Source organism: Streptomyces sp. NPDC000134, assembly GCF_042899225.1.
Classification (GTDB): Bacteria; Actinomycetota; Actinomycetes; order Streptomycetales; family Streptomycetaceae; genus Streptomyces.
Window position 1 is genome coordinate 61,101 of record NZ_JBIAZN010000028.1, and the last position, 26,976, is coordinate 88,076.

The window sequence follows — 26,976 nt, forward strand, 5'->3', positions numbered from 1 at the left end:
GCTCATCACGGTGACACCCTGGGCCGCAGCAGGGTGATCCTCGACGCGCCCAGCTCCGTGACGTACAGCGTGCCCTTCGCGGTGTCCTCGGTGACGTCGAGCGGCTGCTGGAAGCCGGTGAAACCCGTCGTGCCGACCGCGGGCGCCGACAACCGGCCCTGCGCGTCGACGCCGAACGTCTCGATGTCCTGGCCGCTGCTGTACCGCACGACCAGGAGGCTGCCCTTGAGCGCGCCGCCGAACGTGTCGCTGCGGTACTCCACGACACCGTTCGCGGAGGCGTGCAGCCCGGCGTCGTACATGCCGGCCAGGTCGAGGTTGCGGTCCGGCTGGGTGCCCACCGGGTAGCCGGTGACCTCGAAGGGGCTGGTGCCCGTGGTGGGGTTGCCGCCGGCCAGGACCCATTCGCAGCGTGCCGGGTTCGGGTGGCCGTAGTACCGGTTCCTCTTCACGTCGAAGACGTAGTCGGTCTCCGCGACCGGGTTGGAGGTGAGCGCGGGGACGGTGGGGCCGGTGTAGGGCCCGGCCGTCGCCGAGTCGATGCGGCGGTCCGTGCAGGCGGCGGGCAGCGGTGAGGGAGTGGCGGGCGTGTTGCCGCCGGCCGCGGACCCGTTGGTGGGTGTGTAGAGATGGCCGTTGCTGTGCCACACCAGGTCGAAGGCGTTGCGGATGCCGGTCGCGTAGAGGGTCAGCGGCGCGTCGGCGGCGAACGGGTCGTACGTCCCCGGGCTCTCCGTCCGTACGTCGACGGCGCCGGACGCGGGGAGCTTGGCCGGGTCGAGGCGCAGCACCGCCGCGCTGAGCAGGCGCTCGGGCCGGTTGCCCCAGACCGGGTCGGCGGCGCCCATGGCGTTGAGGGCACCCTGCGTCACGTAGAGGGCACCGTCCGGCCCGAAGGTGAGGGAGTTGGTCTCGTGGTCCTTCACCGACCGCGGCAGGTGGCTGATCACCTCGGTGTACGTGGAGAGGGCCGGTCCGCTCAGCTTGGCGATGCTGCTGGACCAGTCGGGTTCGTTCGGGGTGCCGCCGGCGTACATGGTGTTGGAGGTGATCCACAGGATCGGACTGGTGGGTGTGGAGGCGGGGTCGAACGCCATCCCGATCACCGAGCGGGCGGGTGCTCCCGGCAGTCCGCGGGCCGTCGCGTCCGCGCGGACGGTGGAGATCGTCTCCGCCGTGCCGAGGGTGCCGTCGGCGGCGATGGCGTACCGCATGATGTAGCCGTCGAGGGTGGAGGCGTACAGCTTGCCGTCCGGGCCCTTCAGCACGGTGACGAAGCTTTTGCCGGTCGCGGTCGTGGCGACCTTGTCGAACGCGACGGTGCCGGTGCTCGCGCCCGTGCCGGTGGTGAATACCGAACTCCACGGGAGGAAGGTGCGGCCGTCCAGGTCCCGTACGCCGTCGGTGACGGTGAAGCGGTAGCGGGTGTTCGCCTTCAGGGCGGTGGTCGGCGACAGGTTGACGACGTCGCCGCCGCCGCTGGTGACCACGTGCGCGGGCACGGCCGTACCGGTCGCCGACTCCCGCAGGGTGACGGTGGCGGACGTGAGGGTCGCGGTGTCGACCCCGGGCCCCACGAGCCGGAGGTCGGCCACCACACTGCCGGTCGGGGAGACGCCGGTCGCCGTGTTCGCCGGGGTCGCCGTCCGGATCTGCGGGTGGGCGGACGCGTCGGTGAGCGGGGCGACGGTGAGATAGGCGATCTTCGTGTTGCTGCCGCCGAGCGGGCTGACGGTCAGCCGGCCGTCCGCGACCGTCACCTGCGCCGTCCGGGTCCGGTAGCGCTCGGCGGAGGTGGGGACGAACCCGTCGACCGCGTTCTGGTTCTCGATCTGGAGCGAGTGAGCGCTGTCCAGACTGGTGGCGTCCCCGACGGCCACCGTCACCGAGTAGGTGCCGGCCGGTACCGCCATCTCCCACCGGCCGGGCGTTTTGACCCCGGGCGAGGAGGCGGGCAGTTGCATGTGCACGAACGTGGCGAGCAGCCGGTCGGGCTCCGCGGCGCCCCGGTCGCGGCCGTTGCCCGTCAGGTCCAGCGGCGTGGAGTCCGCCAGCCCCACCCAGCCGTATGTGAGCCCGGTGCCCTGGTCCGGTCCGGTGCGGGCGCCGTAGGACTGGCCGTAGTCGAGGACGTGGCCGTCGACCGGGACGGTGGCGGCGGTCGCGAAGTCGACCTTCGCCGAGAACCCGGCAGCGGCTCGGGCCTGCGCCGGGGCCATCGGCACGGCACCGGCCAGCACGAGCAGCAGGACCGCGGTGCGGGACACGCTCGCCCACGCACGGCGCGGGTGTCTTCGGAGGCGCTCCGGATACATGGCCTTCTCCCGTTCGGGCGGCGGGCGCCCCGCTGCTCGCCGCCGGGCCCGCGGCGTCCGTCGGCGTCCGCGGGCCCCTGGTCCGGCACGGCGACCGGGGCGTTGACGAGCCCATCGTCGCCCCGGCCGCGCCGGTGCGGGCGGCGCTCGCGCAGAAGGGCCGCAGCAGGCACGTCACCTGCGGACACCGCACCTACTGACGATGCATCAGGTGAACTCAGCCCGGCGGCACAAGGCGGCGTGGCGAACGCGGCGGGCAGAGGGCTCCACCACCAAGCGGTCGGAGCCGAGGCGCCGGGCTGCGCTCCTGGCCCGCCGGTCGGCCATTGAAGCTGGAGCCGGCCACCACCGCACGGGGAGCGGGCTTCAGAACCCTGCGTGGAGAAGACGCAGGAGATGCCCGCCGATGTGCGCAGGTACACGTCTGCGAGGTAGCCGGAGGTGACTCCTGTGGCCGGGTCGTAGTCCACCGTGTCCTTCGGCACCAGCGTGTCGCCGTGCCAGACCGCCCTGGGCATCGCCTCCTTCTTGCCCAGTGCTCCGTGGCGTTTCGTCGCGTGCCCGGTGAACTCGCGGTGACCAGTGTCAGCGGTTGCGGCACGATCATCACTACCGCTACTCGCCCCATCTTGCGCGGGGACTACCGCATCAGGATTTCCGGGACCACCATGGCTCCGGCCTTGGTCGGCTCCGGCCCTTGAGCCGGCCGGCGAGTTCTTACGATCCGCGGCGCCCGTACGCCGGCCGGAGGCGTGCGCCGGTGGGGACGACGGTTTCCACTACGCCGGCAAGGAGGGGCTCGCCCTCGTACACGACGCCGCTGATGTGGCCTGACCTGCCCGCCCATGCCGTCGACGCTGGTCCCGGGGTATCCCCCTTCGGCGAAGAGGCAGGCGAACGTCTCCCGTAGTGCCCGGCGAGTCGCTCTGGCGTGCCGTTGCAATGTGCCGCTCGTTTTCACTCGGCATTCTCGTGACGACCGAGAAAGTAATGCGCCCGCGTACGCCGGTGCCAATTCCTCCTGCCGAGCGTCCTCCCGGCTTCTTTGTTCGAGTACCCATGCCTGCGGGTAATCTTCGCTCACTTTCCCGCACGACGGTCGGCCACCTGGGTGAACTCACCGCTCCCTGGTCGGTGCGTGCCGATTTCCGTGCACGTGCGCACCAACAGGGTTACCTCGAGGCGGAATTGCCATGCGAGTTACCCATAAATAACGGCGGACGTTTATCCCTTTTCGCTTCCCCTGTCGATCGCCCGCATCAGCGATTGCATCAGCGAATGGATCAAAAATAACGTAACTGTGATCACGTCTCCCGTTCGTATCGGCTTAGCCGCGATGTCTGTGCTTCGCGGGCCGGTGCCGGATTCGTCGCGCCGCCCGTCGGCCGGGGGACCCCCGCTTCATCCGAACCGATCGCGCCACGAGCGCGAACCGCTTCTCTCCTGGAGGACTCATGGCCACCCAGGCTCATCCGCTTCTCGGCTGGTCGTCCGAAGCCGTCGTCCTCGACTGCGACGGCACCCTGATGGACAGCGAACGGCACTGGCAGGAGGCCCGCAACCGTGCCTTCCGCGAGTTCGGGCTGACGTCACCGCCCGGATTCGCCAACCGCGCGAAGGGCGTGCACTACGCCGACTGCGGGCGGCTGATGGCCGAGGAGACGCACAAACCGGAGCTCGCCGACGACCTCGCCCGCTCCCTGCTGGAGCACTTCCTCTCCCTGGTCGCCGACGACCCCGCGACCATGCCCGGGGCGGTCGAGTTCGTCCGGCTCCTCGCGGGACGGCTGCCACTGGCGGTGGCCAGCAACTGCCCGCTGGAGGTCGTGGAGGAGAGCCTCAGCCGCGCCGGCCTGCTGCGCCACTTCGCCCACGTGGTCGTCCCCACGCAGGCCCCCGGCCCGTCCCGGCTGCGTGCCGTACCGGACGGCCCGGACACCGCCGTCCCGGGGGCCGTGCGCCCCAAGCCCTGGCCGGACGTCTATGCGACGGCCGCCCGGCTCTGCGGCACCGAGCCGGAGCGGGCGCTGGCGGTGGAGGACTCACTGACCGGGATCGAAGCGGCCCGCCGGGCGGGACTCCGGGTGCTCGGCGTGGGACCGCGACCGAGCGAGGAGGACGCCTCCCGCGCCGACCTGTGGGTGGACACACTGCACTCGCCGGTGCTGCTGGCCTGGGCACGCAAACAGGGGCCTCGGCGGACGGATACCCCGAAGACGTGAGCCCCGGCCACCGCTCCAGGCACGGACACCCCTTTACGGCGGTGGTGAACCGAACGGGGTTCGCCGGACACCGCGACCGGCCGCGGGGGCCCGGGAGGCGTTCAGATACGGGGTGAGGTCCTCGACGGACCCGGCGGCCGAGGCGAAGAGCAGGGCGACCGCGACGGCTCCCGGGTCGGGGACGCCGGCCGCGCGTTCGCCGACGTAACTGGAACGGCCCATGCGGGCGCGGAGCCGGGCGGTGTCGCGCACACCCTGCCAGGCGGCCTCGGCGGCGGCGTCCAGAGCGGCGGCGGGCAGGGTCCGGGCGGGGAGGGCCTCCAGCGCCGCCGCGGCGGGGGCGAGGGCGTCGACCAGGGTCTTGTCGCCGGGCGCGGCCCCGCCGACGCGGCAGATGGCGGCCAAGCCCCTTGCGACCCCACGGGCCAGGGCGGGGGTGGTAGGGCCCAGTTCGGCGACGGACGCGGCGAGCGACTGGAGCAGCAGGCCGAACAGGGGGCCGCTGGTGCCGCCGACCTCGTCGAGGAAGGCGGTGGCCGCCGCCTCCAGGGCCGCGGCGTCCCCCGGAGCGCCGCCGGCGCCGAGGGGCGCGAGGGTGTCCAGGGTGTCGAGGCGCATCAGGGCGGCGTCGGTGCCCGCGGACAGGTTGGTGCCGAAGTCGCCGTCGCCGACCTGCTGGTCGAGGGCGGTGAGCTGGGCCTGGGTGCTGCGGACGGTGTCAGCGAAGCGGCGTATCCAGGTAGCGGTGGCAAGTGCCTGGTCAGTGGTGGTCAAGGGCTGCTCCCGTGGTCGTGCCCGGACGGGCCGGGCGTGTGGTCGGGTTGCCGGATCGGGCCGGCTCACCAGCGCAGGGCGGCGGTGTGGACGGGCGCGTCGTAGAAGGCGAGGTCGGCCGGTTCGGCGAGGAGGACGGTGAGGGAGAAGCCACGCATGTCGAGGGCAGTGACATAGTCGCCGACCAGGCTGCGGGCCAGGGCGATCCCCTGGGCGTCGAGGACCCGGGCCAGTTCGCCGTGGACGGCGTACAGCTCCAGAGGGGTCACCGCGCCGAGTCCGTTGACCAGGGTGATGGCGGCGGCGCCCGGCTCCGGGGCGAGGGCTGCGAGGAGCTCTCCGGTCATCCGTTCGACCAGGGGGGCGAGTGGGTCGTGTCGGGTGGTCGACCTGGCCCGCTCGCCGTGGATGCCGACGCCGTACTCCAGCTCGCCGGCGGCGAGACGGAAGGCGGGCTCCCCCAGGGTGGGGGCGGTGTGGGCGGCGGAGGCGACGGCCAGGGTGCGGCAGCGGGCGGCCAAGCGGACGCCGAGTTCCTGGAGTGCGGCGAGACCGAGGCCGGTGTCGGCGGCGCCGCCGAGGATCTTCTCGATGAGGACGGTGCCGCCGGTCCCCCGGCGGCCGGCGGCTATCTCCTCGCAGTCGGAGGCGAGGTCGTCGTCGACGAGGACGCGTGCGCAGGGTATTCCCCGGTGCGCGAGGCGCTCGGCGGCGATGCCGAAGTTGATGCGGTCGCCGGTGTAGTTCTTGACGATGTGCAGGACGCCTTCGGCGCGGGCGACGGCGAGCGAGCCCTCGTAGACCTGGCGGTTGTGCGGTGAGGCGAAGACGCGACCGGGGCAGGCGGCGTCGAGCATGCCCCGGCCGACGTACCCGGCGTGCATCGGCTCGTGTCCGGCACCGCCGCCGGAGAGCAGGGCGACCCGTCGGTGCGGGGATGTGGCGCGAGCCGTCAGGAACCCGTGGTCGGGATCGAGGGTGAGCAGGTCCGCATGGGCCCGCGCGAAGCCCGCGAGCGCATCGGACACGAGGGTGTCGGTGCTGTTGACGAAGTACGGAGCCATGAGAGTCCTCCGTCACCTCCCATCCGAGTTCCTCCATGCTGGGCTCCGACTCCGTCCGGGGCAAGCCGCACACCGAATCGCTCGTCTTATCGAGTGCTGTTCTCCGGAACGGGCCGGGCTCTGCTGCGGGGTACGGGAGCGGGTGGAACGAGGTCGTCCGCGCTCGCCCGCGGCTGGGGGCCGGTGCCGAAGCCGTCCGGCAGGCGGCTACGGCCGAGCAACGCCGACCGGCCGCACCGCAGCGGGTTGCCGCCACCATGGGGAACGCTTCTCGCAACCGTTACCGGCGCGGCGATCGCTCTGCTGGGGCAGCACCTGAACAAGGGCAGTGAAGCCCGCGCGGAGACTGTCGACGACGCACGCAGGAAGCTCGTCGGCTTTTCCATCCGACGGACGACGCCCTTCGCCTGCGGACAAAAGTGATCTACGAGGCCATATGGCGCCAACGACGCAACGGATGCAATCCTTGCTGAGGGACGAAATCGTGGAATTCGTCACTCTCAGTTCCTCATCGCCGAACCCGCTGCGATGGCGAAGAGCGATGCAGTGATCGAAAGACGGGAGCCTTCGCCGTGGACGAAACAGAGGGACGTATTCACCTGGCGACGTGCGCCATGCCGGTCATGCGGGTGCTGCGGCGCAGATTCGCCACCCGGAAACACCTCGACGGGATTCTGATCGCGGCGGACTTGCACCTGCTCCCCTCCACGGTGCCGTTGCTGCTGGCCTATCACGACGCCGGGGCCCGCCTGGTGGTCGCCGGTTCCAACTCCGCGTCCACCCGGGACGGAGTCGCCCGGTGGGTGGCGGATCTGCCCGGCGTGGAGGTGGTGGAGGACGACGACGGACTCGCGAGTGCGACGGCGCTCCTGGACCGGCGTCCGGACATCGTGATCGACGAGGCCGATGCGCTGCTCGGTCTGCTGCACACCGAACGACGGGACCAGCTCGACGAGTTGATCGGGGCGTGCACGCACACTCTCGCCGGGGTCAAGCGGTTACGGAGCTACGCCGAGCGACGCGGTCTGACGGTACCGGTGATGGCCGTGGACGGCTCCGCGCTCAAAAGCACGTTCGACAACAGGCACGGCACCGGGGCCAGCAGCCTGGACGCGGTGGTGGCCCTGACCAATGTGTCCCTGACGGGTTCGACGACGGTGGTCGCCGGCTTCGGCCATGTGGGCCGCGGCATCGCGGAGCGGGCCCGGGGCGCAGGCGCCCAGGTCGTGGTGACGGAGATCGATCCGTTCCGTGCGTTGGAAGCGAACGCGCTGGGCTACCGTGTCCTGCCCCTGATCGAAGCCTGCCGGGAGGCGGATCTGCTGTTCACCGCGACCGGAAGCCACCTGGTGTTACGCGCCGAGCACCTGGCGGAACTGCCCGACGGGGCGATCCTCGCCAACGCCGGACACGGAACCACCGAGATCGACGTCGCAGCGCTCGCCGCGGCGAGTGGCAGCCGCCGGTCCATCGGGCCGGGTGTGGAGGAGTACGCCGACGCCGCGGGGCGCCGCAGGCTGCTGCTGGCGGGCGGTAATCCGGTCAACACCGCAGGCGGATCTGGCCACGCCGACGCGGCCATGGATCTCTCCTTCGCGGCCCAAGCCCTCGCCGTCACCGATCTCGTGATCCGGCGCCCTCCGCCGGGTCTGCACGAACTCAGCGAGGCGATCCAGCACGAGGTGGCCCGGCTGGCCGTCACCGCACGCCAGGTGCCATTGGACCGGCCCTCCACCGGGCACCAGGTGTACAGCACCTATCTCACCGGCGAACCCGAGCTGGCTGCGCTCGACCGAACGGAGGAGTGACGTGCCCGCAGACGAGCCCGGGAACCAGGCGCCCGCGACACTGCGGACCCTCATGCAGCCGCACCCCGAGGGAGGCCGCTTCCGCCAGGTGTGGACGTCCGGCCAATCGGTGAGTCCGCTCGACGGCCGTTCCGACCGGGCGGCCGGCACCGCCATCCAGTACCTGCTGGAGCCGGGAGAGGAGGCCCGGTGGCACCGCGTGGGGTCCGATGAGTTGTGGGTGTGGCAGGACGGCGGGCCCGCCTCGTTGCTCACGAGCACCGCCCCACCGGGCACGCCGGACCACCGCCCCCACGGCCACCCGTTGGGCCGTCCCGTTCCACAGGGAACGCAGGGGCCCGCATCGCGCGCCTGGGAGAGCGGACACTTCCTCGTGCCGGCCGGGACCTGGCAGTGCACCCGGCTGACGCTGAACTCCTACGCCCTCTTCCTCTGCGTGGTCGCCCCGGGCTTCGACACCCGTGATTACACCCTGTTGTGAGAGAGAAAGGCCGGTGCTCACCGCTCGCCTCGCTGCGCTCGGAATCGGCGCCGGCGCCCGTGCAGTCGTGCTGCGGGGGCAGCCCTCCGCACCCGGACCCGTGGTCGCGCCGGGCGCGGAGGGTGGTCACCCGGCCCGGGGGCGCCCGGCCTCCAGGCGGTCCAGGCGTTCGTCCAGTGGCCGACCCCATCGAGCCGGTAACGCGTCCCCGCGTCGAACCGCACCTCACCGACAAGCCGCCGGGTGTCGTCCGGAAGCCCTCCTTCCTGCTTCGAGGGGCGCGGAAATCCGTGGACGGCCCTCCGGAAGATCACGTACTGTGTGGCTCCACGCCCTGAGACGAACGGAAGGAGGCGAGTGCCGTGCGGTTCACACCTTTCCAGCGCTCCCCCTTCCGCTGTCCCGGCGTGGCACGTCAGTTCTGACCGGGAGCGCTCCGAGCAGCCTGTATCCCGGAGGAATCCATGACCGATCCGGTCATCCGCGCGCTCTCCGCGAGCGACGCCCATCTCTTCGACACACTCCCCGACCCCCTGGGCGCCCGTGAAGGCCATCGGCGCACCCGGTTCCGCCCCGACTGGAAGCGCGTCGCCCTGCGCGACGGCGAAGTCGTCGCACGCGGCGCCTGGTGGGGCGGACCCGACGACCCGGAGCCCGTCAACATCAACTGGTTCGACGTGGCCGAGGGCGAGGAGGAGGCCGGGGCCGAACTGTTGCGCTCCGCTCCCTGGCAGGTCGAACTCGAAATCAACCTGCCCAGCGGCTGGCGGGAGAACACCGGCCTGCGCGCCGGCGCCGAGGCGCGCTTCACCGCCGCACGAGCCGCAGGCTACGAGCTCACCGTGGAACGCTTCCTGTACCGCTGGACCCCGGAGCGAGGTCTGCCCGAGCGGCCCGGACGCCTGCGCTTCAGCACCGAACCCGACGACACCGTGTTCTTCGACGCGTTGCGCCGCATCCACTCCGCCACCCTGGACGCCCACGCGCTCAGGGCCATCGAGGAGGGCGGCCTCGACCAGGCCGCACAGGAGGAACTCGACTTCTTCCACTGGTGCCCCTCCCCACGGGAGTGGTGGCAGATCGCGCACACACCGGAAGGCGACCTGGTCGGCATCCACGTCCCGGCCCACAACCCGTCCGGCCCGACCATCGGCTTCATCGGAGTCGTCCCGGAACAGCGCGGTCGCGGCTACGCCTACGACCTCCTCGCGGAATGCACCCACCTCCTCACCGAGCAGGGCGCGGAGTTCGTCACCGGCGCGACGGACCAGGCCAACTTCCCCATGGCCGCACACTTCACCAAGGCCGGCTTCCCCGTCGTCCGGGAACGCATCAACTTCCACCCGGCGGGCCAAGCCGCCTAGCGAGGGCTGGAGCCAGTCACCCCCACCGCGCCGGATGCCGGGCCTCCCGAGGGCGCTCGGGAGGCCCGGCATCCGTGTGTCCGGGGCCGCTCAACGGCCCTGCAGGGCCTTCACGGTGTCGCCGAAGGTCCAGTTCTTCGAGCCGTCCCAGTTCACGGACCAGGTCATCAGGCCCTTGAGGGCGCCGCCGTAGTGCCTCCACGCCTGGGAGACGAGGGACGGTGCCAGGTAACCGCCGCCCGCACCGGGCTGCGCGGGCAGGCCCGGGACCTGCTTGTCGTACGGCACCCGAATCGTCGTGCCCTGGACCACCAGGCCCTTGGCGAGGCAGTCGGTCTGGGCGGTGAAGCCCTGGACGGTGCCTGCCTGGTAGGAGTCGCCCGCGCAGCCGTACATGCTGCCGTTGTAGTACTGCATGTTCAGCCACCACAGCCGGCCGTTGTCGGCGTACTTCTTGATGATCGGCAGGTAGGCGCCCCAGATCGAGCCGTAGGTGATGCTGCCGCCCGTGACGTACGCGGTCTCCGGGGCCATCGTCAGGCCGAAGCCGGCCGGCATCCGTGCCAGCACGCCGTCGATGATCCGGATCAGGTTGGCCTGGGACGTCGACATCTGGTTGATGTTCCCGCTGTTCGTCAAGCCGGTCTCGATGTCGATGTCGATGCCGTCGAAGTGGTACTTCTGCAGGATCGGCACGATCGTCGCGACGAAACGGTCCGCCACCGCGGCCGAGTTGAGGTCGATGCCTGCTGCCGCGCCGCCGATGGACAGCAGGATCGTCTGCCCCGACGCCTTGGCCGCGCACATCTCCTGCGGGGTCGCCACCTTCACGCCCGCGTCCATGCCGTCCTCCCACAGCGCGGTGCCGTCGGATCGGATCACCGGGAAGGCCGCGTTGATCACGTTGTAGCCGTGCGCGGCGATGCGGGAATCGGTGATCGGGGTCCATCCGAAGGGCGGGTGCACGCCGTTGGCCGCGCCGTCCCAGTTCTCCCAGTAGCCCTGGAGAACCTTGCCGGCCGGCTTCGGCTGCACCGCGCAGGTGTCGGCGGCGGAGGCGGCGGGGGCTTGCGCGAACTGCGTGAGAGCGGCGGTCGCCAGCGCGGCGGCAAGCAGCGACAGGGCGCGGCGGAGCATACGGGCCTCCCGGTGGGGGGTGCGGTGAGGTGTCGTAGGCATGACAGTGCTCTGGTCCAGACCTTTCGTCAAGAGGTCTGGGCCAGGTGGACCAGAGGTCAACCGGGAATCCGGCGGCGGACACGGCAGGAGTCAGGGCGTACAGATCCGCACTGCCGGACGCCGGGCCGCACACGTCGTACGACTTGATCTCCGCGCCGGACTCAGCGGTGCAGGCCGGTCAGTGTGGTGTATGCCTGTTGCACGATGTCGTTGCGACGGCCGGCCGAGGTGTTGGCCAGGACGACCAGGGCGGTGCGGTGCTCGGGGCTGAACCCGGCGAACGCGGTGAAGCCGAACGTGCCGCCGGTGTGGAAGTACAAGTGCGAGCCGTCGGGACGGGGGCGGATGTTCCATATCAGCGCCAGCATGCCTCTGCGGCGGGGCAGGCGCAGACGGGGGCGCTGAACCTCGCGTAGCGCGGCGCGCAAGGCGTGGGGAAGGCCGGGGAGGCTGTCAGGGGTGATGAGGGCCTCGGTGAGGGTGAGCAAGTCGCGGGCACTGCTTCTGAGTTCGCCGGAGGCGGTGAAGGCGGGCATGCGCAGCGGGGGCTGTGGCCGGCGTCGCCAGTAGCCGATGGCCTGTGAGGTGCCCGGCGGTGGGTGGGCAGCGGTGGTGGTGTCGCGCAGGCCGAGGGGGTGCAGAACCCGGGTGCGGAGCAGGTCGGGATAGGGCAGGCCTGCGGCTGCGGTGGGCAGGGCCTGACCCAGCAGGCCGACGGCGTAGTTCGAGTAGCGCACGCGGCTGCCGGGACGGGCGGCCAGGCGGATGTGTCCCAGGGCCCGCAGCGCCTGCTCGGAGCGGTAGGCGGCGTATGCCCCGGACAGGGCGCACCAGGGGGCTTGCAGCAGGACGGCGGACAGCGCGGGCAGCAGGCGGGGGAACGCGGGTGGCACGCCCGGCAGGCCGGAGGTGTGGGTGGCGATGTGGGTGAGGGTGATGGGGGTGCCTCGGTGGGGAACCGCGGTACCGGCGGGAAGGTGACGGGCGAGGGGGTCGTCGAGGCCGAGTTCGCCTCTGGCTGCCTGTTCGGCGAGCAGCAGGGCGGTGAAGGTCTTGGTGAGCGAGCCGACCTCGAATCGGGTGTCCGCGGTGGCGGGCACGCCGCCGCGGTGCGCGGTACGGCCGCGTACGACCAGGGCACGGCGGCCCCGGCGGTGCAGGGCGACGGCGACCGCGCTCGCATCCGGCATCGCGGACAGCAGGCCGCGCGTGACATGCCGCTCGAGAGCGGCGTCGGACGGTGCGCCGGGGCCGCCTTCCGCGGTCCGTCCGATGGCGCGGTCCGGGCCGGCGGGTCCGCTCACGGGGCACCGTCCGGCGATGCGGACGGGTTCGGCCGCGGCCGGCCCTCGCCTGCCGTGCCGGCCGGGGAGCCCGCGAAGGCGTCGAGGTCCCGATCGAGGACGATGGTGGCGGCGATGACGGCGACCAGCGTGGTGTGCTGGTGGTCCGCGAAACGCGTGGCGGGGTCATCGCCCACCTGGTCGCCGTCGCGGGGCACCAGGCCGTCGGGGTGCTGGAGGCCGGCCAGGTCTCGCCAGTCCTGCGTCTCGGCGTACGGTTCGGGCAGGCAGCCGCCGACGATCAGCAGTTCGCCGACCAGGTCCCACTGGCGGGCCTCGCTCCACACGTCGGTCCACACCGGCAGCCAGCGCCCGAGGTAGGCGGTCAGTTCTTCGCCCAGTGCGCCGGGCAGGCGCCCCCAGTCGGTGAGGTGGAAGACGGTGTGGGTCATGTCGTAACCGGTCTCCCAGTCGATCAGCCAGGGCTGCAGGGTGTTGCCGAGCCAGGTTGCCCGGGACAGCGCCGGCCAGTCGGGGGTGTTCGCCCCGCGGTCGTGGCCGGTGGTGCGCAGGGCGTTGGCGATGGCCAGCCGTCGGTTGGGCACGCACTCCACGGCGGGTGCGACGCCGCTCGCGGCGAGCTGGGCGATCAGCTCCTCGAGGCCGGGGTGACGGTAGCCCGCGGTGGCGAAGTGGGAGTAGCTCTCCAACGGGTCGGTGGTGAGGGGGTGGTGGAGCAGCCGCTCGTACAGCAGGGCGCCCTGCCGTAGTTGCCCCCAGCCGAAGTCCAGCAGTTCGCCGGCCTGGGTGCGTTCGCGGCTGCCGGCGGTGCCGGTGCGCAGGGTCAGCGCGGCGGCGAGGGCGACCTCCGCGACGGCCTTGTAGGCATCCAGGTTATCGTCGAGGCCGGCGCCCTCGGGCAGGGCGCCGAGCCGGCGGTGGGTGTGCAGCCAGTCCAGGGCTCGGGACCTGATGAGGTGGGCGAGCGGCGCCAGAGCCGTACTCATGTGTTCGTCCGTTCCAGCAGGTGCCGGGCGATGGCGACGTCCAGGGCGCAGCGGCTGTCCTCGGGGCCGCGAAGGGTGATCTCCCGGACCAGCAGGGAGGCGTCCACCAGCGGCGCGGCGCCCTCGGCCTCCAGCCAGGCGAGCCAGCGGGTGATGCGGGCGGCGGTGGCGTAGTCGCGCCGCAGGACGGCACGGGCCGCTCCGCGCGCCAACGCCAAAGGGGCGGAGCGGGCGGCTTCGTGGAGCACGCTGTCCAGGCCCGGCAGGGCGAGAGAGGCCAGCCGCCCCATCCGCAGCGACCACGGCACCCAGCCCTCACCCGCCTGCCCGGGGCCGGCCGTCCTCCGGCGCGGCGCGGACGGGACGCAACGCGGCGGCGGCAGGGGTACGGGCATCGGCGGCCTTGCCGCGGTGGCCGGGCCGAGGCGGTCGAGTACGGTTGCCAGTCCCCAGTCGACCCACGCCCTCAGCCAGGACGGCTCCGCGCCGGCCGGCGGTGCGGGAGGCGGCTGCGGGGCCGGCGGCAACGCCGACAGGCACCGTTGGACCGCGGCCCACTCCTCCGGCACGGGCGGCCGCCCGGTGAGGAAGTACCCGGCCAGCACGTCGGCTCCGAGCATCCGCACGGCGCCCGCACTGGCCGAGAGCGCATCGGTGTCCGCGGACCCAGGTGGCCGGGCCTGTGCCGTCCGCAGGTGGCCGGCGACGACAGTGGTGCTCTCGGTGCCCCGCAGGACACCGAGAGCATCACGTGCCAGACACGCAGCCGAGGCGTGGTGTGCGGCACGCAGTCGTTCCGTGGTCACCGACGAGCCGAGTTCTCGGGCTCCTTCGGCTCCTTGGGCTCCTTCGCACCGAGGAGGAGGATGTGCCCGCACGGCGGGCAGGGCAGGGGAGCGTCGCTGACCTGTGCCTCGGGGGCGGCCAGCAGCGTCTCCAGCAGGGCGGCCTCCAGGACCGGTGTGTCGTGACGCACTGCGGTGACGGACATGATTTCTACTCCTTCATCGACTTTCGGTATGCGGCGGTCATTTTGATCTCCGACGGATACGGTGCGACGGGATGCGGCATCCGCGAACGGCGCAGCGTCGTTTTCCTGGTGCGCGGCGGGGTTGTCATCAAAGTACTGCCTCGAAGTGCCGCGATATCGCCCGCTCGGCCACCAGCGAAGTACCCGGAGGGGTGGGCGAGATGTGATGCGCCGCCAGCAGGCGACGCGCGCTGCCGGGCACCCGTATTTCAGCGGCTGTCCCTGTGTGAGCGGTGGTTGCTCTTTCCGGTTCTTCCGTCGGCGCACAACGGGGACGGGGGGCTCAGCTACTGATAGGCGTGCAGCCGATGCCCAGGCCGTTGAGGCTGCTGAGGGGGGTTGCGGGCAGGATGGTGACGCTCGTGCACAGGTAGGTGATGCTCACCGGGTTGGCGACATGCACCGTCTCGTTCAGGTGTACCCCGAGCGTGGCGTCGCAGACCTCGAATGTGCTGACCACGCCCTGGATACTGGCGTACTGGCAGTTGATGTCGGCCGCCGCCGAGAGCGCTCGCGGCGACTGCGCGGCGGCGGAGGCCGGCACGCTACAGGTGGCTATGGCGCCGGCGGCAGCCAGTATGACGGCTGTTCCCATTCCGGCGATCTTCGTTGCCTTCATTTGAGATCCTTTCGGTACCTCCTTGAGACCTGGGACACTACTCCGCGCGCACGCGCTTGGAAACCGAATCGACCCGAAAATCCTGCAGGGTCTCCCGTCGGCCGGCGTGCGTGAGTTGCCAGCCGACATTTTCGAGGAGAATGACCAATGATCAGCCGTGCGCCGAAATGCCGGTTGCCCGGCTCACTCGGGTGTGAAGGCTGCCCGACTCGCTTCGTATCCCAGCAGCGGTTTGCACCTCTCCCACGCCGGGCGGCCTGGCACCGGGAGAAAACGACTGGACAAGCGGCATTGCCCCTCCCCCGTCACAGAGCTTGATCCGTCAGCCCGCCTGTTGCCGCTGCCACGACTCCCCGCAGCCGGATGGGAGCCCTGCACGCATACCGCACCCGCTACCGGCAACTTCGCGAAGTACACTCCTTATTCCATGTAATGGCATGCACACCTCACATACTGTTCATGGCCTTCCACGACGATTCACCGTGAAGATTTTCGCTCGCTCAACGCCCGTTCAAGGAAGAAGGGGAAGATGCGCAGAGTTCTCATGACCGTAGCGGTTACGGCACTCGCGACGATCAGTTTCGGCACGGCTCCGGCCCACGCCACTGCCAGCGACGTAAACATGGACTTCGGCATGTCGTACGGCGCCACCACCACCTCGGGGACGATCCACTTCACCGATGGCTATACGGCCAGCGTGGCTGCTGCCGTCCACGCGGTGAGCGGCCCGAGGCAAATATGCGTCACGGGCTGGAATGGCAATACCACCGACGGGCCGTACTGCAGTGCCTACGACCAACCGGGCGGGTCGAACCAGGGGTTCAGCAAGGAACTGCGCATCGGCTTGCCGGGCGGCATCCAGGAGGTCACGATCTTCTTGAACAGCGACGCAGCGACACTGAAAAAGGAAAGGTGCACCCGCAGCGGCTGCTCGTTGTTCTGACCCGACTGCTGCGGGGCTGGGTGACACCTGACCTGGCTCCGATGCCTACCGGGCCAACGCCGTGTTCGACGCGCACCGCGGTGATCCCGGGTTCTGCCACCGCTTCCTCCTCGACGAAGCCCGTGTCACCGATGTGCACATCCGGTTTCCCCGAGGTGCTGGGGCGCGCGGCGCGGCCGGCCGCCGTCCTCTCGCGGTGGTGCAGGCTGCGGCGTTCTCGGCTGGGCCCGTGCCTGTGTCAGGTGGAGGCGGTGGTCCCGTGTCGGGGAACCGGAAGAACATCTGGGCGCAGACGGCGTGTTGCCGTATCCTGAGCGCTCGACCCGTTCAGGCCGGCAGGACAGAGGGAGGTTTCGGGGATGGCGGGGGATTCTTCGGTTCACGGCGGTGGGCTGTCGCGGCGCCAAGTGCTCGCCTCGTCGGCCGTTGCCGGCGGCGCGGTGTGGCTGCTGCGCGGACTGGTCCGGCCGGATGACGCGCACGCCGCCGACGCGCCCCCGGCGCCGCAGGGTTTCCCGGCAGGGCCCGACATCTACCGACGCGTCTACGAGAACTGGGCCGGGGAGATCCGCACCGACCAGCTCTGGACGTGCGCCCCTCGGCATCCCCAGGACGTACTCGACGTCGTCAACTGGGCGTACGGGGCGGGCTGGACCGTCCGTGCGCAGGGCAAACGGCACGGCTGGGCCCCGCTCACGGTGTCGGACGGCACACCCGCCGAGTCTCGGGTCGTCCTGCTGGACACCACCGCGCACCTCACCGCCATGTCGCTGGAGCGGCGGGCCGCCGACGGCTCGGCCGAGGTCCGGGTCCAGACCGGGGCCACCCTGGAGGACCTGCTGGCGTTCGCCGGCGCCGCCGGTCACGGAGTCACCGCCGCGCCGGCACCCGGACAACTGTCGGTCGGTGGCGCGCTCGCCATCGGCGCGCACGGTACGGCCGTCCCCGCCGTCGGCGAGAGCCCGCCGCCCGGTCACGGTTACGGCTCGCTCAGCAACCTGGTCACCGAACTGACCGCGGTCGTCTGGGACGAGGACACGGGCCGCTACGTGCTGCGGACCGTCGGCCGGGCGGAACCGGACTGCGACGCGCTCCTCACCCACCTCGGCCGTTCGCTCGTCACCGAGGCCGTCCTGCGCATGGGCACCGACCAGAACCTGCGCTGCCAGTCCTTCCTGGACATCCCGGCCGCCGAACTGTTCGCCGCCCCCGAAGCCGCGTCCGGCAAGCGGACGCTGGCCCACTTCGTCGACCGGACCGGCCGTGTGGAGGCGATCTGGTTCGCCTTCACCGACAAGCCCTGGCTGAAGGTCTGGAGCGTCACTCCGCGCCGACCGCTCGGTTCCCGCGCGGTCGACGAGCCGTACAACTACCCGTTCTCCGACTCCCTGCCCGAGCCGGTGGCCCGGCTGGCCGGAGCCCTGGTCTCGGGGGCCTGGGCGAGCGCGCCGCTCTTCGGCCAGGTGCAGTACCTGCTGACCAAGGTCGCGCTGACCGGCGACATCACCGACGTCCTGCTCTCCGGCAGCCTCGTGCGGGATGTGCTGACCGGTGACGTCCTTACCCATCTGCTGGCCGGCGGCCTGCGGTCCGACTTGTGGGGCGCCTCCCGCAACTTGCTGGAGTACGTACGGCCCACCACGCTGCGCGAGACGGCCAACGGCTATGCCGTCCTCGTCCGCCGCGCCGATCTGCAATGGGTGGTCAGCCAGTTCGCCGACTTCTACCGCACACTGCTCGCCGAGTACGCGGCGCGTGGCGAGTACCCGGTCAACGGCCAGGTCGAGATTCGCGTGACCGGTCTGGAGGACCCGTCCGTGTGCGGCGTACCCGGCGCGCGGCCACCCCTGCTGTCCGCCCTGCGCCCGCGCCCCGACCGGCCGGACGCCGACACCGCCGTATGGATCGACATCCTCTCCCTGCCCACCACACCCGCCCTGCACCGCTTCTACCGGCAGGTCGAGCAGTTCCTGTTCGCCCTGGACGGGGAGAGGGCGACGGTGCGGGCGGAGTGGTCCAAGGGCTGGGCCTATACCGACACCGCGGCGTGGTCCGACCCGGACGTCCTGGCCCGCACCATCCCCGCCAGCCTGCGCGCCGGGGGCGGCCCGGGGTGGGACGAGGCCGTCGCGACCCTGGACCGGCTCGACCCCCATCACGTGGTGTCCGCCCCCTTCCTCGACGCCCTGATGCCCTGATGTCCTGACGGCAGGACCGCGTTGGGACCGCCCCCGCGAGGGCCGGCCGATCGCGTGGGTGGGCAGCGCACCTGACGGCTGGTGAGCGGCGGCGGTGGGAGCGGCGACAGGACCCTGGGGCCACGGGCGGCCCGGGACCCTTCGCCGTCCGGGGTCGGCGGCAACGCTTCCACCGGCCTGCACGCGACGGGGTGTGCCGGCCGGGACCTCTGAACCGCGGCATCGTGGCGGTGTGCGGGCAGGCCCTCGGCTCCTGGGACGCTCCCCCGGCGAACTACGCGGCGGCCGGGGCCGGTTCGATGAGGCGGTCCAGCAGCGTGCGGAGCGCCCGAACGAGGCGAAGCGGTACGCCACCCGCCGTGCGGGACGTGCCGGTCACCGGCGAGCCGGTGCCGCGCGACGGGGGACGGACGGGACCCGCCCGAGCCGGACGCCGCTGTGCGGGCGGCCGGCGGCTGACGGCGCACGCGTGCGCCGTGAGGGTCAGTCCACCTCCTCCGTGGACTCCGACGAACTGCTCTGAGACTGCCGCTCGCGGGCGATCCGCTCGGCCACCTCCTCCGCGGTGCCCGCGCCGGGCATCAGGCCGCGCACGGGGCCCTGCGCGAGCGGCAGTGCGCGCTCCCTGCGGGCGTTCGTCCGCTGCTCCTGCCGGCTTCCCAGGCCGTCCGCGGCGGCCTGCGGGGTCGCGACGGCCAGGCTGAGCAGCCCCAGCGCGGTGAGGTAGTTGTTCGGGAGGGTCTTGCCGGTCATGGCCTTCCACACGTCGCCCGCGAAGGTCGTGCAGTTGTGCTGGGTGAAGTTGTAGTCGTTCTGGGTCCTGCCATGGACCATCTCGTAGCCCTTGACGACGTCCCGCAGGGTGACGTTCTTCGACTCATGGAGCGTGGGCTCGTACCGGCCGACGAACGGGTCGGGGCATTGCACCCCGCCCCGGACGCTGCCGAGCCCCACGAACTGCACGCCCCGCTCGGGGAAGAAGCCGAAGGAAACGCGCTGCCCCGTGGACCCGGTGACCTCCAACCAGGCATGACCCCCCAGGACGTTACCGGTGGCGAGCACGTTGAAGGTGACCTTCAGCTTCTTGTCGAGGTCCCGCTCCTCCAGGTCCTGCATCAGCAGCTCGCGCAGCGGCGCCAGATCGGTGTGCTCCGCCAGTGTGGGCATGGGCTCCGCGGCCGGGAGCCGGATGCGCGCCGGAGGTTCGGGCGCCGGCTCCGAGGAGTCGGAGTCCGACTCCGGGAGCACCCGGCGGAACCGGGGGATGGCCGGGCGCTCCGCGAGCCGGTCCAGTCGCTCCGCGAGGTCGTCGAGGTTCGGTCCCTCCTCCATCTCTCGCCGGATTCGCTCCTGAAGCTCCCGCCGCTCGGGGGAGCTGTCGCTGTCCTGCTCGGGGCCGGAGGCGTCGGCCTCGTAGCCCCGTTCGTCCCGGCGGCCCCGGGGGTTCTCCATGCGCTGCACGGCCGGCGCCGCAGCGGCGCGCTGAACGTGCGTGCCGTGGCCGTGCCCGCCGGGCAGTGTCAGGTCGGGCGCCTCGCCACGGGCCACGCGTCTGCCGTTGGCGGCGGAGGAGACCTCGAAGGCGTCCCGGGGGCTGGACACCTTCGCGCCCATGCCGTTGTCCGTGCCCGCCACCGGCCCGGAGGCCTGCTGCCAGACGTGGTCCAGCTCGTGGTACATCGTCTCGTCGTCCACGCCCTGCGGGCCGATGTAGATGTCCGACCCGCTGGTGTAGGCGCTGGCGCCCATCTCCACCGCCGACTGCTGGGACACGGGGTCGTCGTGCACGCGTACGTGGCCGAAGGGCATGCCGTAGGCCTGTTCCACCCTGCGCTGGACGTGCGAGGCCAGCGGGCGGCCGGGGGTCCGCTGGGCCGCGAAGAACGCGCTGGGCCGCTGGAGGGCCGGCTCGCCCTCCACCCGCCGCTGCACGTCGATCAGGTCGTGAGCGCAGCCGGGGCCGTGCTCGTGGAGCGCGCGCTGCACCGCCCGCGTCAGCTCCGCGTTGCCGACGGTGTCCGGCCGGTTCCCCCTGGCCCGCTGGACCGCCTGGGTCGCGGCCGCGTTGCCCGCCGCCGCGTTCTGGGCCTGGAGGGAGGACAGCGGGGCCGCCGCGGGCGGCGAAGGGGCACGCCTGCCGACGCGCTCTTTCGTCGCCTGACTTTCACTTCTTTCCAAGAACATTTCACCCTTCTACTCAGATGGCTCCGTCGGCGCAAGGTCCATCCGGACAAGCTATTTCCCGTTCGTCCGCGCGGCGGAGATCCTTGGGGCCGCCGAGGGTGTCCCGCCTCTTCCCTACCGTGGTGGTCCGGTTCAGCGACAGGGTGCTGGTGGCACCGGTGTTCCAGGTGACGGTCCGGACCTCGGTGCCCGCGTCGAGCAGGCCCAGGCAGGTGCGCGACCTGGGCGGAGGGGAGATGACCGAGGTCCCTGAGGTGCGGGCCGGCGTCGAGAGGGAGACGCAGGGGCCGAGCTGGACGGACGATGTCGCTCCGACCACCTGGTCAAGCGGCTATGTCGACGATCTCGGCACTGCGCGCGGTGAGGAGCCGCAAGGGGGGCGTCCGTCAAGTGAGACAGGACTTGTCGGGTACCTGGCGGAGGCGGAAACTGACCGTCATGATCGAGCACGCGTACCTGAGCCGTCGACTCCATGTCGACCTGGCCTACGCGTGCTCCGCGTTGTGTCGCCCCGTGGCCATCTGATTCCGCGACCCACCTTCCGACGCCTTGTGGCGCCGTTTCTCTCTCGTCGGCGGGCCGGTGCAACGCCCATACGCTTCAGCGACCGGCCGGGGCCGTCCTCTTCCTCCGCCGGCGCCTTCTGGCGCCGCCTGTCGACAGGACCTCGACTCGATGTCTTCCGTCCGCCTCGCTCATGTCGGTGTGCTCGCCGCCGCCGTATCGCTCGCGTTCACCGCCGCGCTGTCACCGGCCCAGGCACAGGGAAGCGGCTTCGGGCCCCTCCCGCCGCACAACCCGTACGCCGGGCCGGACGGAACCGCCACCATGCACGGCGACACCGGTTCCTCCGACGCCACGCCCCTGCCGGGGCCCGGGGCGGGCCCGCTGACCTCGAAACGGATCGCCTTGCAGTCGGCGTGCCCGACCATCCTCGTGGGTGCCGACGGGTACCCGGTCGCTCTGTGCACCCCGATCCTGACCCGGGTCCCCACGGTGCACCTGCTGGACCCGGGGACGGGCGCGTCACTGGCCAGCCTGCCCATCGCCAAGGGATCGCTGCTGGGAGGGGTCTACGCCTACCTGGACCACGAAGACCGGCTCGTCGTGGTGGACGGCAACCGGAACCTGCTGCGCATCGCGCACCGCAAGAAGGCCGACGGCGGCTGGGAACTGTACGTCGAACGCACGCTGTCCCTGGCGTCCGCCGTCCCGGAAGGCGACTCGGTCACCGGCCTGGCGCCCGACTGGCAGGGCAGGGTCTGGTTCGCCACCGGGGGCGGTGTCGTCGGCACCGCGAACGAGTCGACGGGCCTGGTCCGCTCCCTCGCCCTCCCAGCGGACGAACGCGTCGACAACTCCATCTCCACCTCGCCCGAGGGGACGGCTGTCGCCACCTCGCACGCGACCTACCTGCTGACCGCGGGAAGGGACGGTGCCCCGGCCGTTTCCTGGCGGCGGACCTACGACCGCGGTGCGGCCCGAAGGCCCGGACAACTGAGCTGGGGCACAGGGTCCACCCCGACCTTCTTCGGCCCCACCACCGGAACCGACTACGTCACCATCGTCGACAACGCCTCACCCACCGTGAACCTCCTCGTCTACCGTACGGACACCGGAGCCCAAGTCTGCTCCACGCCCGTTCTGGCGGCCGGGGGCAGCGGCAGTGAGAACTCGCCGATAGGTGTGGGGCGTTCGGTGTTCGTTGCGAGCACGTACGGCTATCCCTACCCGGCGGTGCCCGAGGGCGCGGGTGAGAGTGTGCCTGCGTCGGCCGACTTCACCGGCGGCCTGTCCCGTGTCGACGTACGCGCCGACGGCAGTGGCTGTGACCTCACCTGGGACACCACGGTCCGGTCGGCGGCCGTTCCCCGGCTGTCCACCGCTGACGGCCTCATCCATACCGTCGTGCGCGGCTCCCTCCTTCCGGGCAGTGACGGTACCTCGCTCCTGGACCCCTACTACTACGCCGGCATCGACCCCGACACGGGCGCCATCGTGCGCAGGCACTACTTGGGGGCCTCGTCCCTTTACGACACCTTGCAGATGGTCGGTTCCATCGCACCCGGCGGCGTCGTGTACCAGGGCACGATCACCGGTGTGGTGCGGATCGCGGAGAAGTGATCCCCCCGAGGCGGGGGCGTGCCCGACGCACTGCCGACCGGACGTCGAGGTGGCCGACCGCTCGCGTCCGTCCCGTACGACCCATGCCCACCAACACCCCGGGAGCACGGCCGGGTTGAGGGAGGTTTATCTTTTCGGGCATGGATCATCAGGGACAGTTACGTCGGGCAGCGCTTGAGTTGGGCATCCCGGACGATGAAATCAGCAGGTTCAGCCAGCACCTTCGGTTGGCGATCGGGTTGTCCGGGGGTGGCGATGGTCCGACGGTCGGGCACATCGGTGGGTTGCCCCGGCTGCCGGTGGGCATGAAGTGGCCGTCCGTCGGGGACATTCCGTTGCCCCTGCTCCTCTCCGTCGATTGCGGGGCGCTGCCGAGGGTCGACGGCTTCGACCTGCCGGTGGACGGGACGTTGCTCTTCTTCGTTCACCAAGAAATGGATTTCGAAGAATTTCAGGCCGGTCCGGGACAGTACATGCGAGTCGTGTATGTACCGGACGGCACCGAAACCGCGGTCGCGGAACCTCCCGACTCCGCGTGTGTCGGCGAACGGATCGACGTCTGCGCCGACCTCAGAGCCGACCTTCCCCTTTGGCTCGAGGAGGGCGACGAGGGCGAGGACTGGCACGAGTTCTGGGAGGATCTCGAGTGGGACGACATGTCGCCCTTCCAGCAGCAGTTGGCCCAGTACATGGAGCGTGAACTGCCGCACCTGGACGAACTCCGGTCCCTGGCCCACAGCCTCTGGTCGTCCGGCGCCTATCTCGTCATCGGCGGGTACGCCGATGACGAGATGACGGTCAGCAGCATCATGGCGAAGACCCTCGGGGAGGGAAAATGGCTCTCCTACCTCGACGAGGACGCGCTCCATCTGGCGAGTGAATGGATACCGCTCGCCAATGAAGCCCGGATCTACGAGAAGTACTACACGAAATTCATGATCCGCCAAGACGACCTGGCCGCCGCTCGGTGGGACAAGGCGCTGACCGTGACAGTATTCGATGCCCCCTGAACCGGTTTGACGGCGGCCGTACCCCCTCACGGGCTGGCGTCCGCTCCGCACCAGACATCCAGTCCGCCGACATTGGCCCGTGCCACGGCCTGCGCGATGTGCCGAGCGCACTACGAACCGTCCCCGTCGCGGGCGTGCCTCCTCCTACAGAGGCAGGACGGCACGACCCCGCCGCCGGGACGACGCACCGCTACGCCCCCGCCCGGTCGGAGACCGGGTGGCGGGTCGCGGGTCGCGGGTCAGAGGACGATGTCGCGGCCCGGACCGCCCTCGGCCGTGTCCTTCCCGGGGCCGCCGCCGATCAGGTCGTCACCCTCCTCACCGTGCAGGGTGTCGTCGCCGGGACCGCCGAGAAGCAGGTCGTCGCCGGGGCCGCCGAGGGCGCGGTCGTCGCCGGGGCCGCCGTACGCCTTGTCCTCCCCGCCGTACGCCTCGATCAGGTCATCGCCCCGGCCGCCAGTCATCCACTGGTCGCCGTCGTCGCCCATCAGGTGGTCCGCACCGGCGCCGCCGTCCAGGACCGAGCGGCCCATGACCATGTCGTCCCCCGCGTCGCCGCGCACCGTGTGTGCGGTGTGGGCGTGCAGGGTGTCGTCACCGGGGCCGCCCCGCACCGTGCCCACCGCGGGATCGCTGGTGACGATCATGTCGTCGCCGTCGCCGAGGAAGACGTCGATCCGCTCGGACCGGTCGCTGCCGGTGGGCAGTTCGCAGACGACGAAGGTGTCGTTTCCGGGTTCGAGGTATGCGCAGTGGTCGCCGGGTTCGAGCGGGACCTGGTCGCGGAAGCCGATCTGCCGGGTGTCGGCGCCGTGGTCCATGGGGATCACGTGGAGGTCGTTGGTCTGCCCTTCGGCGGCGGTGAAGACGACGACCCCGGTCGCCCAGTCGGCGCCGACGCGGGCCTTCACCTCCCCGGTCGCGCCGGGAGCTGCGGCCGCCGGACCGGCGGCAAGAGCGGTGGCGAGCAGGACCACGGCGGCCGTGGCGGCGGTGGCTCCGTGTCGGTACATGAGACCTCGTCTTCGATGTGACGACCGGTGGGTCGCCCTTTGGGGAAAGGAGTGCACGGCCATGCGGAGCGGCGGCCCTGACGGCATGGTCCGCGTGACCGCCGCCGCCCGAGCGCAGTGGCCTGGTCGGTGCGGAAGTTCAGTACGGATGGCGGCTGGGCTTACGGCTGCGCTCCGGTATCCCGGACGGCCTCACGGCGGCGCCGTCCGGCCCCACTCGTCGGCCGCCACCACGAGACAGGCCGCCACCAGGACGACGTTCTTGATGATGTACTGGCCCTCCAGCGTGGGGACCGGCACATCCCCTTGCCACATCTCCCCCGGGAGCAGCAGGAGCGTGGAGAAGACGCCGGCCATGTGGACGAAGAACCCGATCAGGGCCACTCGGAGCAGGACTCCCGTGACGAGACCGAGGCCGATGGCCGTCTCGGCCGCGGCCAGCATCCATAGCGTCACGTCCGGCGGCAGCAGCCCGAGGATGAGCTTCGTCGCGCCCCGGACGGCGACCCCTTCGGCGGGGCTGGTCGCGGGGAAGAACTTGAGGACGCCGAACCAGAGGAACACCGTGCCCACGGACACCCGGAGCAGCGCCGGACCGCGCCACTGAAGCCTGTCGGCCAGTGACCTGACCGCCCGGGTGACCCGCCCGCCGTTCCCGGTCTCCACCGGGGCGGTCTCCCGGGGGAGGTGACGGCTTCGCTCGCCGGTTCTCTCCATCGTCGTACCCACCCTTCCGTACGGTCGTCCGAAAGCCCTCGGCCGCTGGCGGACCGAAAGGGAAGGTGGCGCGGTGCCGGGTGCGCTGTGTGACGGGCGCGTGCTCCCGTCGCCGCCCACCCGGCCCGGCAGGGCCGGGTGGGGCACCGCGTCAGCTCACGTTCACGTCCACGCAGGCGTAGAAGGCGTTGACGGTGTCGGCGATGTTCCACACGGCCAGCACCTTCTGCTTGCCGGTCAGGCTGCCGAAGTTGACCTGGTGGGTGACGGTGGCCCCAGGCCGGGCACCACCGTCGTTGAATTCCGCGATCTTCCGGCCACCTGCGTAGTACTGCCAGGTGGAGGTGGCGTGCTGGGCCGTCAGCCGCCAGTTGAAGCTGGTCGTCCGGCTGACCGGGGTGACCTTCCAGCCCTTGCTGTCGTTGTCGAGCTCGGCGAAGGCGGAGTTGCCTCCGCTGCAGCTCATCAGACCCTTGGGGCCCTCGACGCTCTGCGGCTCGTACTTGATGGAACCGCAGGAGACCGTGCCGGCGGCGCACTGGGCCTGGCGGCTGGGGGGCGTGGAGATGTAGCCGTGCGCGCTCGCGTTGCTGGCCGGCAGCGTCACGGCCAGCAACGGAGAGATCCCCGCGCCGACGGCGATGGCCAGCATCCTCTTGCTCTTCATGACAACTCCTGTGTGGGGGTTCGCGCCTGCCCGTCCGAGGACACGCAGGCATGAGCATGTCAAGCAGCGCCGCCATGACCGTGGGGCGTTTCATGGTGGCGAGGTAAAGCGTACCCCGCTTGGTCTAGACCAAGCTAGAACTCGCGCACGACCGATGCGTCTTGGGTCCGGGGCCCTCCATACCTTCGAGCGCCTTGGCCGGCCCAGCACCGCGCCCGCCGGCCTCGGGTTCCGCTGGTTTCCGTGCGGCTGACGCTCAGGACGCAGCGGGGGCGTTCACCGGCATGGGGTCCTTGAAGTCGGTGAGCGTGAGCGTCGCTTCGATGTCGGGGTCGGACGCGAAGTGGATCTTCTGGTGCAGGCGCACGACCCGGCCCTCGTCGTTGATCCATGCCTCAGCGTCGATCGCGGACGCGGTGCGCAGGTTGCGTGCGACGGTCCTGTCCACCGACTCGATGTCCTTCCGGTCCAGGTGCGCCGACACCCGCAATGCCTCGCTCCCCCGGTGCACGGAGGCACGGTGACCGAGCATGAGCCGCACGTATTGCGGGAGCCGGTCCGTAGGTATTCCTCCCTTTGCCGCCGCCGCGGGGAACTCCTGCCACACCCCCTGCGTTCCGCTGGCGCGCCGGTACACGGTGCGCGGGGTGTACACGACGTCCTCGGTGTACTCCTCGGTCGTGTCTGTCATACGTCCGGTGAAGGGCGCGTTGAGGTTGACGCGCCCCTCCATGAGCTGAAGTCGTCCGGTTCCCGACTGCGTGACGGCTGTGAGCACGGCCGAGTACGGTGCGTCGTCGGCCGCGGCCAGCCGATCGCGTACCGCCTGCGGGCCGCTCTTCGGTGGCGCGGGCTGGTGTGAGGCGCATGCTGAAAGCACTAGTCTTCTGAGTCAGGAATCCTGCGTAAATAGCTGGCGAGGCGTTCGAGGATCTCGTCCGCGGTTCTGGTCCAGATGTAGGGCTTGGGGTCGG

The 26,976-nt window shown here is 71.1% G+C and carries 22 protein-coding genes; 8 read left to right on the forward strand and 14 right to left on the reverse strand.

Going from position 1 to position 26,976, the window contains the following annotated elements; translation table 11 throughout:
• Positions 1-5 precede the first annotated feature (5 nt).
• On the reverse strand, positions 6-2,267 hold the full coding sequence (locus tag ACFY32_RS31180; protein ID WP_359198898.1) for an Ig-like domain-containing protein: 2,262 nt from the start codon (positions 2,265-2,267) through the stop codon (positions 6-8).
• 1,502 nt (positions 2,268-3,769) lie between these two features.
• On the opposite strand from ACFY32_RS31180, the gene ACFY32_RS31185 reads away from it, so the two are divergent.
• Positions 3,770-4,537 (forward strand): HAD family phosphatase, encoded by a 768-nt coding sequence (locus ACFY32_RS31185; protein WP_359198901.1) that lies wholly within the window; start codon positions 3,770-3,772, stop codon positions 4,535-4,537.
• A 33-nt stretch (positions 4,538-4,570) separates the two neighbouring features.
• On the opposite strand, the gene ACFY32_RS31190 is transcribed toward ACFY32_RS31185, so the two are convergent.
• Both ACFY32_RS31190 and ACFY32_RS31195 read right to left on the reverse strand, forming a co-directional pair.
• Entirely contained in the window at positions 4,571-5,311 is a 741-nt protein-coding gene (locus tag ACFY32_RS31190) for a DAK2 domain-containing protein (protein WP_359198904.1), read from the reverse strand.
• A gap of 65 nt (positions 5,312-5,376) precedes the next feature.
• Positions 5,377-6,375, reverse strand: a complete 999-nt coding sequence (locus ACFY32_RS31195) for a dihydroxyacetone kinase subunit DhaK (RefSeq protein WP_359198907.1) — start codon at positions 6,373-6,375, stop codon at positions 5,377-5,379.
• Between the two features lie 572 nt (positions 6,376-6,947).
• Here ACFY32_RS31195 and ACFY32_RS31200 point away from each other — a divergent pair.
• From ACFY32_RS31200 to ACFY32_RS31210, 3 genes are all read left to right on the forward strand, one after another.
• Positions 6,948-8,183 (forward strand): adenosylhomocysteinase, encoded by a 1,236-nt coding sequence (locus tag ACFY32_RS31200; protein ID WP_390676064.1) that lies wholly within the window; start codon positions 6,948-6,950, stop codon positions 8,181-8,183.
• Position 8,184: 1 nt separating this feature from the next.
• The gene (locus ACFY32_RS31205) at positions 8,185-8,664 is read left to right on the forward strand and encodes a cupin domain-containing protein (RefSeq protein WP_390676065.1); all 480 of its coding nucleotides are present in this window, start codon (positions 8,185-8,187) and stop codon (positions 8,662-8,664) included.
• A 464-nt stretch (positions 8,665-9,128) separates the two neighbouring features.
• Complete coding sequence (locus tag ACFY32_RS31210) at positions 9,129-10,028, forward strand: GNAT family N-acetyltransferase (RefSeq protein WP_390676066.1); 900 nt, start codon at positions 9,129-9,131, stop codon at positions 10,026-10,028.
• 90 nt (positions 10,029-10,118) lie between these two features.
• Here the strand turns inward: ACFY32_RS31210 and ACFY32_RS31215 are convergent, their stop codons facing one another.
• The 6 genes from ACFY32_RS31215 to ACFY32_RS31240 form a co-directional block, all read right to left on the reverse strand.
• Positions 10,119-11,165, reverse strand: coding sequence for a chitinase (locus ACFY32_RS31215; RefSeq protein WP_359198918.1), 1,047 nt, complete (start codon positions 11,163-11,165; stop codon positions 10,119-10,121).
• 203 nt (positions 11,166-11,368) lie between these two features.
• Entirely contained in the window at positions 11,369-12,511 is a 1,143-nt protein-coding gene (locus ACFY32_RS31220; protein WP_359198921.1) for a serine hydrolase domain-containing protein, read from the reverse strand.
• Positions 12,508-13,497 (reverse strand): DUF6895 family protein, encoded by a 990-nt coding sequence (locus tag ACFY32_RS31225; RefSeq protein ID WP_359198924.1) that lies wholly within the window; start codon positions 13,495-13,497, stop codon positions 12,508-12,510. Before ACFY32_RS31225 ends, ACFY32_RS31220 begins: the two co-directional genes overlap by 4 nt.
• Positions 13,494-14,117 (reverse strand): hypothetical protein, encoded by a 624-nt coding sequence (locus ACFY32_RS31230; protein WP_390676067.1) that lies wholly within the window; start codon positions 14,115-14,117, stop codon positions 13,494-13,496. The genes ACFY32_RS31225 and ACFY32_RS31230 overlap by 4 nt, the downstream gene beginning before the upstream one ends.
• 182 nt (positions 14,118-14,299) lie before the next feature.
• The gene (locus tag ACFY32_RS31235) at positions 14,300-14,488 is read right to left on the reverse strand and encodes a hypothetical protein (protein ID WP_359198930.1); all 189 of its coding nucleotides are present in this window, start codon (positions 14,486-14,488) and stop codon (positions 14,300-14,302) included.
• Between the two features lie 322 nt (positions 14,489-14,810).
• Positions 14,811-15,146, reverse strand: coding sequence for a hypothetical protein (locus tag ACFY32_RS31240; protein ID WP_359198933.1), 336 nt, complete (start codon positions 15,144-15,146; stop codon positions 14,811-14,813).
• 529 nt (positions 15,147-15,675) lie between these two features.
• Between ACFY32_RS31240 and ACFY32_RS31245 the strand changes: the two genes are divergently transcribed.
• Together ACFY32_RS31245 and ACFY32_RS31250 are read left to right on the forward strand one after the other, a co-directional pair.
• Positions 15,676-16,089, forward strand: a complete 414-nt coding sequence (locus ACFY32_RS31245; RefSeq protein ID WP_359198935.1) for a hypothetical protein — start codon at positions 15,676-15,678, stop codon at positions 16,087-16,089.
• 359 nt (positions 16,090-16,448) lie between these two features.
• Positions 16,449-18,287 (forward strand): cholesterol oxidase substrate-binding domain-containing protein, encoded by a 1,839-nt coding sequence (locus ACFY32_RS31250; protein ID WP_390676068.1) that lies wholly within the window; start codon positions 16,449-16,451, stop codon positions 18,285-18,287.
• A gap of 483 nt (positions 18,288-18,770) precedes the next feature.
• Here ACFY32_RS31250 and ACFY32_RS31255 read toward each other — a convergent pair whose 3' ends face one another.
• On the reverse strand, positions 18,771-20,465 hold the full coding sequence (locus ACFY32_RS31255) for a DUF4157 domain-containing protein (protein ID WP_390676069.1): 1,695 nt from the start codon (positions 20,463-20,465) through the stop codon (positions 18,771-18,773).
• Positions 20,466-21,146: 681 nt separating this feature from the next.
• Between ACFY32_RS31255 and ACFY32_RS31260 the strand changes: the two genes are divergently transcribed.
• Together ACFY32_RS31260 and ACFY32_RS31265 are read left to right on the forward strand one after the other, a co-directional pair.
• Positions 21,147-22,595, forward strand: a complete 1,449-nt coding sequence (locus ACFY32_RS31260) for a hypothetical protein (RefSeq protein WP_390676070.1) — start codon at positions 21,147-21,149, stop codon at positions 22,593-22,595.
• Between the two features lie 140 nt (positions 22,596-22,735).
• Entirely contained in the window at positions 22,736-23,605 is an 870-nt protein-coding gene (locus tag ACFY32_RS31265; protein WP_359198945.1) for a DUF1963 domain-containing protein, read from the forward strand.
• Between the two features lie 239 nt (positions 23,606-23,844).
• Here ACFY32_RS31265 and ACFY32_RS31270 read toward each other — a convergent pair whose 3' ends face one another.
• From ACFY32_RS31270 to ACFY32_RS31285, 4 genes are all read right to left on the reverse strand, one after another.
• Entirely contained in the window at positions 23,845-24,618 is a 774-nt protein-coding gene (locus tag ACFY32_RS31270; protein WP_390676071.1) for a calcium-binding protein, read from the reverse strand.
• A gap of 192 nt (positions 24,619-24,810) precedes the next feature.
• Complete coding sequence (locus ACFY32_RS31275) at positions 24,811-25,284, reverse strand: DoxX family protein (protein ID WP_359198951.1); 474 nt, start codon at positions 25,282-25,284, stop codon at positions 24,811-24,813.
• Between the two features lie 202 nt (positions 25,285-25,486).
• Positions 25,487-26,002, reverse strand: coding sequence for a lytic polysaccharide monooxygenase auxiliary activity family 9 protein (locus ACFY32_RS31280; protein ID WP_359198953.1), 516 nt, complete (start codon positions 26,000-26,002; stop codon positions 25,487-25,489).
• Between the two features lie 256 nt (positions 26,003-26,258).
• Positions 26,259-26,693 carry a hypothetical protein gene (locus ACFY32_RS31285; protein WP_390676072.1) on the reverse strand — a complete coding sequence of 145 codons (435 nt, stop codon included), beginning with the start codon at positions 26,691-26,693 and terminating at the stop codon, positions 26,259-26,261.
• Between the last annotated feature and the right edge of the window lie 283 nt (positions 26,694-26,976).